Annotated in this window: 17 protein-coding genes; 15 read left to right on the top strand and 2 right to left on the bottom strand. The window is 67.6% G+C overall.

All coding sequences use genetic code 11. The features are described from left to right. The first annotated feature begins 16 nt into the window (after positions 1-16). The 14 genes from prmC to ACOGI8_RS13360 all read left to right on the top strand — a co-directional run bounded on the left by prmC (position 17) and on the right by ACOGI8_RS13360 (position 12,459). Positions 17-1,567 carry a peptide chain release factor N(5)-glutamine methyltransferase gene (gene prmC, locus ACOGI8_RS13425; protein WP_419854296.1) on the top strand — a complete coding sequence of 517 codons (1,551 nt, stop codon included), beginning with the start codon at positions 17-19 and terminating at the stop codon, positions 1,565-1,567. Between the two features lie 62 nt (positions 1,568-1,629). Next, a complete protein-coding gene (gene rpiB / locus ACOGI8_RS13420; RefSeq protein WP_419856413.1) occupies positions 1,630-2,070 on the top strand; it encodes a ribose 5-phosphate isomerase B in 441 nt (146 codons plus the stop codon). A gap of 55 nt (positions 2,071-2,125) precedes the next feature. Next, positions 2,126-3,394, top strand: coding sequence for a serine hydroxymethyltransferase (glyA, locus tag ACOGI8_RS13415; RefSeq protein WP_419854295.1), 1,269 nt, complete (start codon positions 2,126-2,128; stop codon positions 3,392-3,394). 18 nt (positions 3,395-3,412) lie between these two features. Continuing rightward, entirely contained in the window at positions 3,413-3,772 is a 360-nt protein-coding gene (locus tag ACOGI8_RS13410) for a hypothetical protein (RefSeq protein ID WP_419854294.1), read from the top strand. Beyond that, the gene (locus ACOGI8_RS13405) at positions 3,769-4,206 is read left to right on the top strand and encodes an ATP synthase subunit I (protein WP_419854293.1); all 438 of its coding nucleotides are present in this window, start codon (positions 3,769-3,771) and stop codon (positions 4,204-4,206) included. Before ACOGI8_RS13410 ends, ACOGI8_RS13405 begins: the two co-directional genes overlap by 4 nt. Further along, a complete protein-coding gene (gene atpB, locus ACOGI8_RS13400; RefSeq protein ID WP_419854292.1) occupies positions 4,203-5,027 on the top strand; it encodes a F0F1 ATP synthase subunit A in 825 nt (274 codons plus the stop codon). The genes ACOGI8_RS13405 and atpB overlap by 4 nt, the downstream gene beginning before the upstream one ends. Before the next feature lie 109 nt (positions 5,028-5,136). Then, the gene (gene atpE / locus ACOGI8_RS13395) at positions 5,137-5,388 is read left to right on the top strand and encodes an ATP synthase F0 subunit C (protein ID WP_419854291.1); all 252 of its coding nucleotides are present in this window, start codon (positions 5,137-5,139) and stop codon (positions 5,386-5,388) included. A 9-nt stretch (positions 5,389-5,397) separates the two neighbouring features. Further along, positions 5,398-5,931, top strand: a complete 534-nt coding sequence (atpF, locus tag ACOGI8_RS13390; protein WP_419854290.1) for a F0F1 ATP synthase subunit B — start codon at positions 5,398-5,400, stop codon at positions 5,929-5,931. A gap of 102 nt (positions 5,932-6,033) precedes the next feature. Then, entirely contained in the window at positions 6,034-6,561 is a 528-nt protein-coding gene (atpH, locus tag ACOGI8_RS13385; RefSeq protein WP_419854289.1) for an ATP synthase F1 subunit delta, read from the top strand. Then, positions 6,558-8,114, top strand: coding sequence for a F0F1 ATP synthase subunit alpha (atpA, locus tag ACOGI8_RS13380; RefSeq protein ID WP_419854288.1), 1,557 nt, complete (start codon positions 6,558-6,560; stop codon positions 8,112-8,114). Before atpH ends, atpA begins: the two co-directional genes overlap by 4 nt. Positions 8,115-8,131: 17 nt before the next feature. Beyond that, positions 8,132-9,100 carry a F0F1 ATP synthase subunit gamma gene (locus ACOGI8_RS13375; protein ID WP_419854287.1) on the top strand — a complete coding sequence of 323 codons (969 nt, stop codon included), beginning with the start codon at positions 8,132-8,134 and terminating at the stop codon, positions 9,098-9,100. 39 nt (positions 9,101-9,139) lie between these two features. Next, the gene (atpD, locus tag ACOGI8_RS13370; protein ID WP_419854286.1) at positions 9,140-10,597 is read left to right on the top strand and encodes a F0F1 ATP synthase subunit beta; all 1,458 of its coding nucleotides are present in this window, start codon (positions 9,140-9,142) and stop codon (positions 10,595-10,597) included. A gap of 68 nt (positions 10,598-10,665) precedes the next feature. Beyond that, a complete protein-coding gene (gene atpC / locus ACOGI8_RS13365) occupies positions 10,666-11,049 on the top strand; it encodes an ATP synthase F1 subunit epsilon (protein ID WP_419854285.1) in 384 nt (127 codons plus the stop codon). A gap of 138 nt (positions 11,050-11,187) precedes the next feature. Then, complete coding sequence (locus ACOGI8_RS13360) at positions 11,188-12,459, top strand: ammonium transporter (protein WP_419854284.1); 1,272 nt, start codon at positions 11,188-11,190, stop codon at positions 12,457-12,459. Positions 12,460-12,511: 52 nt separating this feature from the next. Here ACOGI8_RS13360 and ACOGI8_RS13355 read toward each other — a convergent pair whose 3' ends face one another. Together ACOGI8_RS13355 and glpX are read right to left on the bottom strand one after the other, a co-directional pair. Next, the gene (locus tag ACOGI8_RS13355) at positions 12,512-13,006 is read right to left on the bottom strand and encodes a phosphoribosyl-AMP cyclohydrolase (RefSeq protein WP_419854283.1); all 495 of its coding nucleotides are present in this window, start codon (positions 13,004-13,006) and stop codon (positions 12,512-12,514) included. Between the two features lie 3 nt (positions 13,007-13,009). Next, positions 13,010-14,050: a class II fructose-bisphosphatase gene (glpX, locus tag ACOGI8_RS13350; protein WP_419854282.1), complete on the bottom strand. Its 1,041-nt coding sequence runs from the start codon at positions 14,048-14,050 to the stop codon at positions 13,010-13,012. A gap of 144 nt (positions 14,051-14,194) precedes the next feature. Here glpX and lhgO point away from each other — a divergent pair, with 144 nt between their 5' ends. Beyond that, complete coding sequence (gene lhgO / locus ACOGI8_RS13345; RefSeq protein WP_419854281.1) at positions 14,195-15,406, top strand: L-2-hydroxyglutarate oxidase; 1,212 nt, start codon at positions 14,195-14,197, stop codon at positions 15,404-15,406. Positions 15,407-15,459: the final 53 nt, after the last annotated feature.

Genomic DNA, 15,459 nt, shown 5'->3' with positions numbered 1-15,459 from the left:
GGCAGCAGGCTCCACTGTGTCCTCCAAAGACGGGCTGACGCTGGGCGATCTGTACCGGGGGCTGCGCGAGCAGTTCGCGGCAGCCGGCGTGCCCGAGCCCGAAGTGAGCGCGCGCCGCATCGCGGCGGAGGCCAGCGGCACCAGTGCCGCCGAGGTTGCACTGGCACCGCAGACGCCGATGACCGTGCGGATGGTGGCGCACGCCGACGCCATGGCCACCCGTCGGGTGGCGGGCGAACCGCTGCAGTACGTGCTGGGCAGCTGGGGATTCCGAAAGCTCGACCTGGCAGTGGACAGTCGGGCGCTGATCCCGCGCCCCGAAACCGAGGTGGTTGCGGGCATCGCCGTCGACTGGCTCAACGGGACGGCCAGGCACCGTCGTCCTGCGGGGTTAAACGCTGCCGACCTCGGCACGGGCTGCGGCGCGATCGCCTTGTCGATTGCGCACGAGGCTCCCCACGCCCGGGTGTTCGCCACCGACAGATCCGCTGACGCGCTGGCGCTGGCAGCGGCCAACCTGGCCGGCCTGGGTAGCGCGGCGGCTCGCGTCTCGCTGCACCAAGGGAACTGGTTCGAAGCCCTGTCTGAGCTTCAGGATCCGCATGCGGACGTCCGCGCCGCAGGGCCTCTGCGGGGACGGCTCGATCTGGTGGTATCCAACCCGCCATACGTGGCCGACGGCGATGTGCTGGCTCCCGAGATCGACGACTGGGAGCCGCACGAGGCGTTGTATGCCGGGCCTGACGGACTGAGCGCGCTCCGCACCGTGGTCCGGGATGCCCGCGGCTGGCTGGCGCCGGGCGGCCTGCTGGTGCTGGAACTCGGTGCCGCGCAGGCACAGGCGGCCGCCGCCATGGCGACCGCCCGCGGCTACGAAGACGTGCGCATCGAGCGGGACCTGGCCGGCTTCGATCGGGTGCTGGTTGCGTCTCGCCCGCAGTCCGAGCCCGATGAGCCCGAGCTGAGCGCCGCCGTCGAATGGCTGCACGATGGCGGGTTTGTGGTCGCACCCACTGACACCCTCTGCGGGATCATGGCCCGCTACGCCGACACCGAGGCCGTGGCCCGGGTATGCGAAGCCAAGGAGCGTCCTCGCACGGAGCCGATGCCGATCCTGGTCTCGGGGCTGGAGCAGGCCGATGAGCTGGTCGAGCTCAGCCCGGCCGCCCGCGCGCTGGCCCAGCAGCACTGGCCCGGCGGCCTGACGCTGGTTGCGAAACGCCGGGGCGGGCCCGACCCGCTGCACGGCCGCGAGACGCTGGGCGTCCGCGCACCGGCGCCGGGCTGGCTGCGCTGGCTCATCGACGACGTCGGGCCGGTCACCGGCACCAGTGCGAACCGGCACGGTCTGCCCACGCCGGCCGATGCGTCTGAGGCAGCGGCGCTCCTGGCCGCTCGCCCGGGCGAGACGACGGTGCCCGGGCGGGTCATCCGCGGACTCGCAGCGGGAGAGACGGCTTCCACTGTCGTGGATGTCACGGGAGACAAGCCGATCGTGCTGCGAGCCGGTGCCGTGCCCGCCGAAGCGCTGGAATTCCCCGAAATTCCTACCGAAACCGGCACCTGAGCGGCGGCGACCGCTGCGAGACTTGCACGGTGGCTCACGACGAACCGCACACCCCTCCGACGTTGGCCATCGCGCTCGCTGCCGACCACGCCGGCTGGGAACTCAAGGACCGCTTGGCGCAGCACTTGCGCGGCAGCGGCTACGAGGTGGTCGACCTGGGCACCAACGGTCCGGAATCGGTCGACTACCCCGATTTCGGCGAGGCCGTCGGCAAGGCCGTGGCGAACCGGACGGCGGACCTCGGTGTGGCCGTGTGCGGCAGCGGCATCGGCATCGCGATGGCCGCCGGCAAGGTGGCCGGTATCCGTGCCGCCACCGTGCACGACGAGACGTCGGCCCGGCTCGCCCGCGAGCACAACGACGCCAACGTGATCTGCCTCGGCGCCCGCCTGCTGGATCCCGCCGGAGCGGTTGCCGCACTCGATGCGTATCTCGCTGCGGCCTTCGAGGGTGGGCGGCATCAGCGACGGGTGGACAAGATCGACGCACTCGGCCGGCGCTGAGAACGCCTCGCCGTCCGAGGACACCCCGAGGCATACCGCAAGGAGACACAGCTTCATGACCCGAACGCACCCCACAACAGCGAGATGGGCGCCGGCGGGCGACCCCGAGATCGATGCCGTGCTGGCAGCCGAACTCGAGCGCCAGATGACCACGATCCAGCTCATCGCCTCGGAGAACTTCGCCTCGCCCGCCGTCATGGCCGCGACAGGCAGCGTGCTCACCAACAAGTACAGCGAGGGCTACCCCCGCCGCCGCTACTACGGCGGCAACGCCAACGCTGACACCGCCGAGCAGTTGGCTATCGACCGCGTAAAGGCGCTCTTCGGCGCTGAGCACGCGAACGTGCAGCCCCACTCGGGATCACAGGCCAACGCCGCGGTGTACCTTGCGCTGCTCGACATCGGCGACACGGTGATGGGCATGAGCCTGGATCACGGCGGTCACCTCACCCACGGATCGCCAGTGAATGCCAGCGGCAAGCTCTACAACTTCGTCAGCTACGGGCTGACTCGCAGCGACGAGCGCATCGATTACGAGGCCATGGCTGAGCTGGCTCGTGAGCATCGTCCCAAGCTGATCGTGGCTGGAGCTACGGCGTATCCCCGCCGCATCGACCCGGCACCGTTCCGCGAGATCTGCGACGAAACCGGTGCGGTGTTCATGTTCGACGCAGCGCACATCGCCGGGCTGATCGTGGGAGGCGTGCACCCGAACCCGGTCCCGTTCGCAGACATCGTCACGTTCACCACGCACAAGACCATGCGCGGACCGCGTGGCGGAGCGATCCTGTGCACCCAGGAATACGCGAAGCGCATTGACTCAGCGGTGTTCCCCGGCAGCCAGGGCGGACCGCTCGACCACGCGGTCGCCGCCAAGGCGGTGGGCTTCGCCGAGGCCGCCCGTCCCGAGTTCGCGGCTTACCAAGCCCGCATCGTCGAGAACGCGGCGGCGCTCGCCGATGCGCTCGGCCAGCACGGCTTCCGAATGGTCTCAGGCGGTACCGACAACCACCTGCTGCTGATCGACCTGCGCACGTTCGACGCCGACCTGACCGGCAAGGTCGCCCAGGAGGCCCTCGACGCCGCCGGCATCACACTGAATCGCAACGCCATCCCCGACGACCCGCGCTCGCCCTTCGTGACGAGCGGCCTGCGGATGGGCACCCCATCGGTCACCACCCAGGGCATGGGGTCAGACGAGATGGCGAAGATCGCCGAATTCACCGCGCGTATACTGCGCACCCCCGACGACGAGGCCATCATCACCCAGGTGCGCGCCGAAGTGGCCGAACTCTGCGCCGCTCACCCGCCCTACGACCGCTGACGCTCGTAGCCTGTGCGCATGGCACGCGGCCTCGTCGGCAGCAACGGCAGCGAGGACGGTTTGGCCAAGGCCATCGAGATCGTGGTGACGCCGGCCATTTTCGCGGCGGCGGGGTTCGGCTTGGATCGCTGGTGGAGTACCGGACCATGGCTCGCGCTGAGCTTCGGCATGACCGCTTTCGTGGTGAAGATCCTCGTCGAGTGGCAGCGCTATGCCGAGCGCATGCAGGTCCACGAGCAGGAGCTGGCTTCGAGCCGTCCCTCCCAGCGGCGGGGCATCGACCGTGACGGCAACCTCGAAGAGCCCGCATCGCTGCCGACCGGCGTGTCGCTTGACGCCTCGGAACCGCCCGAACCGACTCCGCCGGCGGCAGCGTGAGCTCCGCCACAGTCGACCGCTCTCCTGAGCGCGACCTTGCGTTCGACATGGCGCGCCGCAGCCTGTGGGTGTTTCCCGCCTGGGTTGCCGTCAGCGGGTTCATCTGGGGCATGGGCGGGGCGCTCTCGTCGGCACTCGGCTACGTGCTGGTCATCGGCAACCTTGCGGCGGCCGCAGTGCTGATGGCGTGGGGTGCGCGCACATCGCCGGTCGCGCTCATGGGAGCAACGCTGGGCGGCTTCATCGTGCGGCTCGCAGTACTCGCCGGCATCGCTCTAGGGGCCAGTCAGCTCAGCTTCTTCGAGCCCGTGCCCCTCGCAATCACCATCGTCGCGAGCCATCTCGGTTTGCTTGCGTGGGAGATCCGCTATGTTTCCCTGCGGCTCGCAGCCCCAGGCCTCGATCTCCAACGTCCCGGCAAGGAGCAGAAGTGAACCTGCTAGCGCTGACCTTCCCTGACATCGGGCACCTCTTGGAGTGGCCGGGCCTCTTCGGGCACGACCCGGTGACGGGCACCAACGAGTGGTACGCGCTGAACAAAGTCGGCATCATCTACCTCTTCGCCTTCGTGGCGCCAGTGGTGATGTTCGTGATGGCCAAGCGTCGCTACGACCGTTCCGAGGTCAGCGTCGCTCCGAGCGGCATCCAAACCGTGGCGGAGACCTCGGTCGGGTTCATCCGCGAGAACATCATCATGCAGACCATTGGACCGGACGGCCTGCGCTACCTGCCGTTCTTGCTGACGATGTTCTTCTTCATCCTTTTCTCGAACATCACCGAGGTTGTGCCTCTGATCCACTTCCCGGGCAACGCCCGCATGGCGATGCCGGTCACGCTCGCACTGCTGGTGTGGGTGATCTACAACACGATCGGCATCAAGCACCACGGGTTCTTCGGCTACCTGAAGAATGTCTGCATTCCGCCCGGCGTGCCCAAGGCGTTGTTGATCATCGTCTTGCCCATCGAGTTCATATCGACAATCGTCGTGCGGCCGTTCTCGCTGGCGGTGCGGCTCTTCGCCAACATGCTTGCCGGCCACCTGTTGCTGGTGACGTTCGCCGTGCTGTCTCACACGGTGTTCTGGCTGGCGCTCACCGACAGCACGCCCACGTGGCTAGTCATCATCACGCCGGCCCCGTTCCTGATGCTGATAGGCCTCACGGGATTCGAGATCTTGGTGGCATTCCTGCAGGCGTTCATCTTCACCATCCTCACCGCCGTCTACATCGGCGGCTCGCTGCACCCCGAGCACTAGGCCCAACCCCAATCCAGATCATCCAGTCCCCATCGACCAACGGCCGCACAGTGCCCCGGCGCTCCGGCCCCTGCCCCAAGATCCCGTACAACACAGGAGATAACGAGTAATGGACTTGCTCGCACAAGCGGACACCGCAGTTGACGGCCTCAAGGCGCTCGGCGCCGGCCTCGGCTATGGCCTCGCGGCCATCGGCCCGGGCGTCGGCATCGGCCTCGTCGTCGGCAACGCCATCACCGCAATGGCTCGCCAGCCCGAATCAGCAGGCATGGTCCGCACGACCATGTTCCTGGGCATCGCGTTCACCGAGGCCTTGGCCCTCATCGGTTTCGTGGTGTTCATCCTGCTCAACTTCACCTAGGAGGCGGCAGTGAACGCACTATCCGGTCTGCTCGCAGCGTCCGAGGGCGAGTCGTCCAACCCGATCATCCCCGCATGGTTCGAGGTGATCTGGGGTTCGATCGCGTTCTTCATTCTCCTCTTCGTGATGTGGAAGCTGGCGCTGCCGCCGATCAGGCGGGCAATGGAGGCGCGCACCGAGCGCATCCAGGGCGACCTCGACGCTGCCGCGACCGCCAAGACTGAAGCCGAGGAGTTGCGTGCGTCCTACGACGCGCGCCTGGCCGAGGCCAACGCCGAGGCAGCACGCATCATCGAGGAAGCGCGCGCGCAGGCCGAGGAGGTCCGCCAGGAGCGGCTCGCGGCCATCGAGCCCGAGATCGCCGAGCGACGTGCGCAGGCCGAGGCCGATATCGAGGCCGCCCGCGAACGTGCCATGGCCGAGGTGCGGGCCGACATCACTTCGATCGCGGTAGGCGCCGCTGAGCAGGTAGTGATGGCCAGCATCGACGAGGCGGCGCATGCCCAGTTGATCGAGGACTACATCGAGCGGGTGGCGAACTGAGCCATCCCGCCGAAGGTTCCCGCCGTCGCCCGCAGCACCGCCATGGCTGCAACGGCAGGCGGCGGACCCCACAGGAGTTGAACTGATGATCAGGATCGACCGATGAGCGAGCGAACCGAGGGCTACGCCGGTGCCGTGGTCGCTATCGCCCAGGCCGAAGACGTGCTCGACCGCGTCACCTCCGAGCTGGCATCGGTGGGACGGGCCGCATCGAGCAATGAAGAGCTGCGGCGCGTGCTGTCGGACCGCACGGTGCCGGCGTCACGTCGCATCGGCATCGTGGAAGACCTGCTGGCTTCGACGGCCTCACCGGTCACCCTGAATGTGGTGGCGATGCTGGTGGGTGCCGGCCGGGGCGGCGACCTTGAGTCCATCGCGGCCGAAGCGTTGGAGCTCGCCGCAGCCACGCGCGGCGAGGCAGTAGCCGAAGTTCGCTCGGCAGTCGCGCTGACCGACCAGCAAATTGCCCGGGTGGCCGAAGCGCTGAGCCGTGCCAGCGGCCGCAACGTGACCGTCCATGTCGTAGTCGATACCGAGATCATCGGAGGACTGACCGCCCAGATCGGCGACACAGTCTTCGACGGCTCGGTGCGCACCCGGCTTGACCAGATGAAGGAGCGCCTGTCGTGACCGATCTTTCCATCAACACAGCCGATATCACCTCCGCGATCCGCCGGAATCTCGAAGGCTTCGATCCCTCGATCGAGTCGGGCACCGTCGGACGCATTCTCGAAGTCGGCGACGGCATCGCCCGTGTCTCGGGCCTGCCCGGCTGCTCGGTGAACGAGATCCTCGAGTTCCAGAGCGGTGATGTCGGCCTGGCGCTGAACCTCGACGAGGAGTCGATCGGCGCCGTGGTGCTCGGCAGCGTCGAGCACATCGAGGAAGGCCAGGCAGTGCGGGCCACGGGCCGCATCCTGTCGGTGCCGGTGGGCGACGCCGTGCTGGGCCGCGTGGTGAACGCGCTCGGCCAGCCGATCGACGGCCAAGGCGAGATCACCGGGGCCGTCGAGCGGCGCATGGAGATCCAGGCACCCGGCGTGATGGGCCGCAAACCGGTGCACGAGCCGCTGCAAACGGGCATCAAGGCCATCGACTCGATGACGCCAGTCGGGCGGGGCCAGCGCGAGCTCATCATCGGCGACCGCAAGACCGGCAAGACCTCCGTCGCAGTCGACACGATCCTGAACCAGGCAGGCCTGGGTGTGAAGTGCATCTATGTGGCCATCGGGCAGAAGGGCTCGACGGTGGCGCAGGTGGTGAACACGCTGCGTGAGCGCGGCGCCATGGAGTACACGGTGGTGGTCTCGGCGCCTGCGTCAGACCCCGCGCCGTTCAAATACCTGGCGCCCTACGCAGGCTGCGCCATGGGCCAGCACTGGATGGAGACCGGCGACCACGCCCTCATCGTCTATGACGACCTCTCCAAGCAGGCCGAGGCCTACCGCCAGCTGTCGCTGCTGCTGCGCCGGCCGCCTGGCCGTGAGGCCTACCCGGGCGACGTCTTCTACCTCCACAGCCGGCTGCTGGAGCGTGCCGCCAAGCTGTCCGACGCCAACAGCGCGGGCTCGCTGACGGCGCTGCCGATCATCGAGACCAAGGCAGGCGACGTCTCGGCGTACATCCCGACCAACGTGATCTCGATCACCGACGGCCAGATCTACCTCCAGGACGACCTGTTCAAGTCCGGCGTGCGACCGGCGGTGGATGTGGGCATCTCGGTGTCGCGGGTGGGATCTGCTGCGCAGACCAAGGCGATGAAGAGCGTGGCCGGCACGCTCAAGATCGACCTCGCCCAGTTCCGCGACCTCGAGGCATTCGCCACGTTCGGTTCCGAGCTCGACGCCGTGTCGGCAGCGCAGCTCGGCCGCGGCTACCGGTTGGTTGAGCTGCTCAAGCAGGGGCTCAACTCGCCTATGCCCGTCGAGGAGCAGGTGGTCGTGATCTATGCGGGTACCAACGGTTACGTCGACGGCATCGAAGTCGACGACGTCAACCGCTATGAGGAAGAACTGCTGGCCTACATGAGCACCCGCCACAGCGCATTGATGTCGGACATCCGCTCCACCGGCGATGTCGACGCTGCTGCGCTGCAGGCAGCCGTCGAGGCATTCACCGCCCAGTTCGTGAGCACGGCCGATGCCGCCGACGGTGCGGCCGCCGACGGCGACAACGAGGACTGAGCGGGGACTGAGCACCGATGGCAAGCGGTCAGGAGCGCATTCTTCGGCGTCGCATCAGGTCGATCGACGCCACCAAGAAGATCACGCGCGCCATGGAGCTGATCGCTGCCTCACGCATCGTCCGGGCCCAGGCCCGGGTGCGTGCCGCCCGGCCCTACAGCGACAAAGTGACCGCGGTCATCGCCAACCTGGCGTCCGCCGGCGGCGAAGCCGACCACCCGCTGCTGCGCGAGCCGGCCGAGGTGACCAAGGTCGCCTACGTGGCCATTGCAGCAGACCGCGGGCTGTGCGGCGGTTACAACAACAATGTCCTGCGGGCCACCGAGCGGGCCATCGCTGCCGACGCAGCGGAGGGCCGTGACTACGAACTGGTGCTGTCGGGGCGCAAGGCGCTCGGGTACTTCCGCTTCCGCAACTACCGCATCGCGGCGGGTTTCGAGGGCTTCAGCGACCAGCCCAGCTACGCCGACGCTCAGCAGGTTGCCGCGGCGGCAACCGAGCTGTTCGAGAACGGCTGCCAGCGGGTGATGCTGGCTTACACCCAGTTCCACTCCATGGGCAATCAGTCGGTGGCCATCGTGCCGTTCATGCCGCTCGACACCGGCGACTTCGACGAAGCTGACGGCGCCGAGGACTCGGGGGGCGGTCCCGAGGGCGGGTACGAGTTCGAGCCCGAACCCGCCGTCATCCTGGAACGGCTGCTGCCGCGCTATGCCGAAGCCCGGCTCTACTCGGCACTGCTTGAGGCCTCGGCGTCGGAGCATGCAGCCCGCCAGCGGGCCATGAAGGCGGCCACCGACAACGCCGAGGAACTGAAGATCAACCTGACGCGCGTCATGAACCGTGCCCGCCAGGACGCCATCACCACCGAGATCATGGAGATCGTCGGCGGCGCCGAGGCGCTCGCACAGACCGGCGGCGAAGTCGACCTGCTCTCCGACACCATCGAAGCCCGCACGGCGGACTTGTTCCGTGCACGCGAGTAACCCCACCGAACCTCCGCTCTGCTCCAAGGAGTGACAGACATGACGATGACCGAAGAACGAACTGCGGGAGACGCAGCCGAGCACGCCGATGGCCGGGTTGTGGCCATCGCCGGGCCGGTCGTCGACGCGGAGTTCCCGCCCGGCGAGATCCCAGAGATCAACACCGCCGTGGAGATGCACGTCGAGCTCGAGGGCCAACCGGTCACGATCACCGGCGAGGTCGCCCAGCAGATCGGCGACAACCGCGTCCGCATCGTGTCGATGAAGGCCACCGACGGGCTGACACGCGGCATGGCGGTCGTCAACACCGGCCAGGGCATCACCGTGCCAGTCGGAGACGGGGTGCTCGGGCACATCTTCAACGTGCTCGGCCAGCCGCTCGACGGTGCCGATGTCACCGACGACATCGCCGACCGCTGGGAGATCCACCGCCCGGCGCCCGCGTTCGACACCTTGGAGCCCAAGGCCACCATGTTCGAGTCGGGCATCAAGGTCATCGACCTGCTCGAGCCCTACGTGGAGGGCGGCAAGATCGGCCTGTTCGGCGGTGCCGGCGTGGGCAAGACGGTGCTCATCACCGAGATGATCAACCGCGTCGCCTCCCAGCACGGCGGCGTGTCGGTGTTCGCCGGGGTGGGGGAGCGCACCCGTGAAGGCACCGACCTCTATCTCGAGATGGAGGAATCCGGCGTGCTCGAGAAGACGGCGCTGGTGTTCGGTCAGATGGACGAGCCGCCGGGTGTCCGGCTGCGGGTGGCGCTGTCGGCGCTGACGATGGCCGAGTACTTCCGCGACGTGCAGGGCCAGGAGGTGCTGCTGTTCGTCGACAACATCTTCCGCTTCGTGCAGGCAGGCTCCGAGGTGTCCACCCTGCTGGGCCGCATGCCCTCGGCGGTCGGTTACCAGCCCAACCTCGCCGACGAGATGGGCGAGCTCCAGGAGCGCATCACCTCGACGTCGGGCCACTCGATCACGTCGCTGCAGGCCGTGTACGTGCCCGCCGACGACTACACCGACCCGGCGCCGTTCACCACCTTCACGCACCTCGACGCGACCACCGAGCTGAGTCGGCAGATTGCCTCGCTGGGCATCTACCCGGCCGTGGACCCGTTGGCGTCCACGTCCACCATCCTCAGCCCCGAGGTGGTGGGCGACCGCCACTACAACGTGGCACGTCGCACCCAGGAGATCCTGCAGCGCTACAAGGAGCTGCAGGACATCATCGCCATCCTGGGCCTCGACGAGCTGTCCGAGGAAGACCGCATCACCGTCGACCGTGCCCGCAAGATCCAGCGCTTCTTGAGCCAGCCGTTCTTCGTGGCCGAGGTCTTCACGGGCCTGCCGGGCATCTTCGTGCCGGTCTCGGAGACCATCGAGTCGTTCGAGATGCTCTGCAACGGCGACCTCGACGATCTGCCCGAGCAGGCGTTCCTCAATGTCGGCAACGCCGAGTCGGCGATGGCCAAGGCCCGCGACTTGGCGCAGGCCGGGGCCTGAGCGGCGTCGGCGAAGGCTGTTGAGTCCGACGATGCGCCAGAGCAGCGCAGCACGGTCAGGCGTCACTGATGCAGGTTGAGCTCGTCTCGCCGGAAGCGGTGCTGTTCAGCGGCGAGTGCAGCCAGGTAGTGACGCGCACGGTCGACGGCGACATCGCTTTCCTCGATCACCACGCGGCGTTCATCGGGGCGCTTGATATCGGGCAGACTCAGCTCTGGGCATCCGACGGCATCGTGACGCTGGCGCTCAACCGCGGCTTCGTCGAGGTCAGCAACAACGTCGTGACGATTCTCAGCGACGCTGCGTACGCAGCCGACGAGATCGATGTCGCTGCTGCGCAGGCTGACCTCGAAGCGGCCCAGGCCGCAGTCGCGGCCGACGATGACGATGACGACGCCAAGGCAGCCGTGGCCTGGGCCGAGACGCGCATCGCAGTTGCCAGCGCCGCCTGAGCGCGGCCGCCGTACCTTCCTCAGCCAACAGGCGTCGCCGCTGATCGCGGCGTGACCATTCGGCCCGCGAATGTCGTGGCGCCCGCGTGGTGCCTGCAAACATGTGAGCGTCCTGTCGCAGCCCGGAAAGGACTTCTCATGATCGAGCCCTCGGGTCAGTTCGTCCTCAACACCTTCATGTTCCTGGTGTGGGGCGCGCTGATCATGTGGATGGCGGCCGGTTTCACGATGCTCGAAGCCGGCGCTGTGCGCACCAAGAACGCGTCGATGATCTGCCTGAAGAACATCGACATCTACTCGGTCGCCGGCCTGGCCTTCTACGTCGTCGGCTACAACCTGATGTACGTCGACGTCGGCAGTCTGTGGGGCACGTTCACGTTCCTGTACGGGCCGAGCGCGAACGAGTTGGCATTGATAGGTGGCGATGCAGCCGCAGAGGCCGCCGTGGCGGGCGACGGCTATGCGTCGATGTCGGACTGGTTCTTCCAGATGGTGTTTGTCGCCACGGCCGCTTCGGTCGTATCCGGTGCCATCGCCGAGCGCATCAAGATGTGGTCATTCTTCGGCTTCACGCTGATCCTGACCGCCATCATCTACCCGATTGTCGGGGCGTGGACGTGGGGCGAAGGTTGGCTGTACCAGCAAGGCTTCCAAGACTTCGCGGGCTCGACGATCGTGCACAGCACCGGGGGCTGGGCAGCGCTGGCCGGCGTGCTGGTGGTGGGGCCGCGGCTCGGCAAGTTCCGCAAGGATGGGTCGGTTCGGCCCACGCCGCCATCCAACGTGCTGGTCGTAACGCTGGGCGTTTTCATCCTGTGGCTGGGCTGGTTCGGCTTCAACGGCGGTTCGCAGCTTGCGCTCGGCAGCGTGCTCGACGCCGTGGAGATGAGCATCGTGCTGGTCAACACCAATCTGGCCGCTGCCGCTGGCGTGGTCGCAGCGCTGGCGGTCTCCCGCTCCCTGCTCGGGCGCATCGACCTCTTTGCCGGACTCAACGGTGCTATTGCCGGCCTGGTGTCGATCACTGCCGGGCCCAACATCACCGAACACTGGTGGGCGATCATCATCGGTGCTATCGGCGGCGTCATCTGCACGGCCGCCATCAAGGGTCTCGAGCTGATCAAGGTGGACGATGTGGTGGGCGCGATCCCAGCGCACCTTGTCTGCGGCATCTGGGGAACCCTCGCAACTGCCATCGCAGCGGGTGCCCAGCTTCACATTCAGCTGCTGGGCGTCGTGGCGGTCGGTGCCTTCGTGTTCATCGCATCGTTCATCGTCTGGAAGATTCTGGACTTCGTGCTCGGTCTGCGAGTCTCGAAGACGGTGGAGCAGCTCGGGCAGGACTCGGGCGAGCTCGGTATCGAGGCATACCCCGAGTTCGTGCTGATGCCGGAGAACTTCGACGAATAGCGGCCCGGGCCGGTCGCCGCACCGGCCCGGTCGACGGCAACTGAGAGTTTGCTCAGCCGCCCAAGTGGCGCAGCTCGGTAGGGCTGTCGACGGATCGGTAGTAGCAGCCCGGCCGGGAGTTGCCGCTCGCGTCGCGGGTATGGCAAGCGCCGCCGCCGTCGCGTCGCACCCGGTACAGCAGCGAGTTCTGCTCGCAGTTCACACGCACGTCGACCAGCGAGAGCGTGTCGCCCGAGGTGGCGCCCTTGTGCCAGATCTCGTTGCGCGACGTGGAGTAGAGCACAGCGCTGCGTCGCTCGAACGTGAGCCGCAGCGCCTCCTCGTTGGCATAGCCGATGAACAGCACGTCGCCGCTGTCGGCGTCCTGCAGCACCACGGGCACGACCTGGTGGCCGTCGCGGCCGATCTGGGCCACCTTGCCGAAGTCGATGCGGGCGACGGTGCCTTCTTCGAGGTCGTTGCCGACTGTGCCCTTTTCGAGGTCGTTTCCGACCGGGGCGCCCGGCGCTGTCTCGCTCCCGGAGTTGTGATTCTGGATCTCGGCCATGACTCAGGTGAAGTCCACCGCGGCGTAGGCGCTGAGCTTGTCGATGTCGTGCGTGGCCTTGATGTGGCGCACGGTGCCGCTGCGGGAGCGCATGACGAGCGAGTCGGTGGTGGCGCGATGGGCCGTGAACTTCACGCCGTGCAGCAGTTCGCCGTCGGTGATGCCGGTGGCCGCAAAGAAGACGTCGTCGGACTGGACGAGATCGTCGATGTGCAGCACCCGATCGAGGTCGTAGCCGGCGGTGACCGCCGCTTGGCGTTCATGGTCGTTGCGGGGCCACAGGCGGCCCTGCAGCTCGCCGCCGAGGCACTTCAGCGCCGCTGCCGAGATGATGCCTTCGGGCGTGCCGCCGATGCCGAACAACACGTCAGTCGAGTCGCTCGCAGCTGCGGAGATGGCACCGGCCACATCGCCGTCGGGAATGAGCCTGATGCGAGCGCCGGTCTCGCGGATCTCCCCGATCAGCTCGGAGTGGCGGTCGCGGTCGAGCACCACAGCGGTGAGGTCGCGCAAACCCTGCCCGGTGGCCTCCGCGATAGCTCGCAGGTTCTCTGCGGGCGACCGGTTCAGGTCCACCACGCCTTTGGCATCGGGGCCGACAGCGATCTTCTCCATGTAGACGCACGGACCGGGATCCAGCATGGTGCCGCGCGGCGAGACGGCGATCACCGCTATGGCATTGCCCCTGCCCAGCGAGGTCAGCGTGGTGCCGTCGATCGGGTCCACCGCAACATCGGTCAGAGCCCCGGTGCCGTCGCCGATCAGCTCGCCGTTGAACAGCATCGGCGCTTCGTCTTTCTCGCCTTCGCCGATCACGACGATGCCGTCCATGGGAACGGTCGACAGCACCACCCGCATGGCGTCCACGGCGGCGCCGTCAGCACCGTCTTTGTCGCCGCGGCCCATCCAGCGTGAAGCGGCCATTGCTGCCGCCTCGGTAGTGCGCACCAGTTCGAGTGCCAGGTTGCGATCAGGCGCCTGACGGCTGAGATCTGGACCGCCGACGCGACCTCGATCGCTGCGGAACCTGCGATTGTCATTCATTGCCGCCGACCCTAGAGGATGCGCGGAGAGATGAGCCTTCTGATTAGGCCTCCTGTGCTTCCCGCTCTTGTTCCCCGTTCTCATGCGATTGGGCTCACGGGCCGCTCGGGCCACGGCTTCGCCTCTGGCGATAGCTTCGCCCCGGTGAGCAGCGCTTCGACCTCGTCGGCTGGTGCCGATCTGGCCGTCGTGGGGGCGGGCATCATCGGCTTGGCCACGGCGCACAGGTATCTGGCTGACCATCCGGGCCACCGGGTGGTGATCTGTGAGGCCGAGGAGCGGCCGGCGCTGCACCAGACCGGTCGCAACTCCGGAGTGCTGCACTCGGGCGTGTATTACCGGCCGGGGTCGGCCAAGGCCTCGCTGGCAGTCGCCGGGCGCAGCTCGATGGTCGAGTTCTGCCGCGAGCGTGGCATTGCGCACGAGTTGTGCGGCAAGGTCATCGTGGCGGTGGACAGCACCGAGCAGGCGCGGTTGGCAGCGCTCTATGAGCGTGCGGCCAGCAACGGCGTGGCCGCGGAACTGATCGACGCCCGCCGCCTCGCTGAGCTCGAGCCCTATTGCGCCGGTGTGGAGGCGCTGTTCATCCCCAGCACTGGAATTGTCGACTACAGCGCGGTGTGCCGCGCGCTCATCGACGAGATCACCGCTGCCGGCGGCGAATTGCGGACGGGCACCGCGGTTGTCGGGCTCGCTCCCGCCGCGGACCGCGTCCGGATCACCACCACCTCCGGGGACCTGGAGGCGGCGTGGCTCGTGAACTGCGCTGGGCTGCGGTGCGACCAGGTGGCGGCGCTCGCCGGTGCGGCGGGTGGTTACCGGATCGTCCCGTTCCGCGGCGAGTACTACGAGTTGGTGCCCGAGCGCTCCCACCTCGTCAACAACCTGATTTACCCGGTGCCCGATCCCAGCTTCCCATTCCTCGGGGTGCACCTGACGCGGATGATCGACGGCACGATCCACGCCGGCCCGAACGCGGTACTCGCGCTGGCCCGCGAGGGCTACCGCTGGAGCGACATCAGCAGGGCACAGCTGCGTGAACACATCACCAACCGCGGTCTGTGGCGACTCGCCCGGCGCTACTGGCGCACCGGAGCCGGCGAGGTGTGGCGCTCGCTGAGCAAGGCCGCGTTCACCCGGGCGCTGCGGCGGTTGGTACCCGACATCGAAGCCGACGATCTCGTGCGCTCGCCTGCCGGCGTGCGTGCCCAGGCCATGGATCCCGACGGCGAACTCGAGGACGACTTCGCCGTCACCGTCACCGGCCGCAGCACCCACGTGCTGAACGCCCCGAGTCCTGCGGCCACCTCAAGCCTGGAGATCGCCAAGATGATCGTCGATCGGATCGACGGCTGAGATTCGCCGCCGCGTCGACGAGGCCTGGTGCCGGATGCGGGCATCAGGGCGCC

Source organism: Candidatus Poriferisodalis sp., assembly GCF_965204195.1.
GTDB lineage: Bacteria > Actinomycetota > Acidimicrobiia > Acidimicrobiales > Poriferisodalaceae > Poriferisodalis.
Note: the sequence above shows the minus strand (reverse complement) of the source record. Positions and strands in the feature narration are given on the sequence as shown.

What these genes read in the sequence shown, in the direction of transcription:
- glyA (WP_419854295.1), top strand. Translation starts at nt 2,126, where the DNA reads ATGACCCGAACGCACCCCACAACAGCGAGATGGGCGCCGGCGGGCGAC.
- ACOGI8_RS13410 (WP_419854294.1), top strand. Translation starts at nt 3,413, where the DNA reads ATGGCACGCGGCCTCGTCGGCAGCAACGGCAGCGAGGACGGTTTGGCC.
- atpE (WP_419854291.1), top strand. Translation starts at nt 5,137, where the DNA reads ATGGACTTGCTCGCACAAGCGGACACCGCAGTTGACGGCCTCAAGGCG.
- atpH (WP_419854289.1), top strand. Translation starts at nt 6,034, where the DNA reads ATGAGCGAGCGAACCGAGGGCTACGCCGGTGCCGTGGTCGCTATCGCC.
- ACOGI8_RS13375 (WP_419854287.1), top strand. Translation starts at nt 8,132, where the DNA reads ATGGCAAGCGGTCAGGAGCGCATTCTTCGGCGTCGCATCAGGTCGATC.
- atpD (WP_419854286.1), top strand. Translation starts at nt 9,140, where the DNA reads ATGACGATGACCGAAGAACGAACTGCGGGAGACGCAGCCGAGCACGCC.
- atpC (WP_419854285.1), top strand. Translation starts at nt 10,666, where the DNA reads ATGCAGGTTGAGCTCGTCTCGCCGGAAGCGGTGCTGTTCAGCGGCGAG.
- ACOGI8_RS13360 (WP_419854284.1), top strand. Translation starts at nt 11,188, where the DNA reads ATGATCGAGCCCTCGGGTCAGTTCGTCCTCAACACCTTCATGTTCCTG.
- ACOGI8_RS13355 (WP_419854283.1), bottom strand. Translation starts at nt 13,006, where the DNA reads ATGGCCGAGATCCAGAATCACAACTCCGGGAGCGAGACAGCGCCGGGC.
- glpX (WP_419854282.1), bottom strand. Translation starts at nt 14,050, where the DNA reads ATGAATGACAATCGCAGGTTCCGCAGCGATCGAGGTCGCGTCGGCGGT.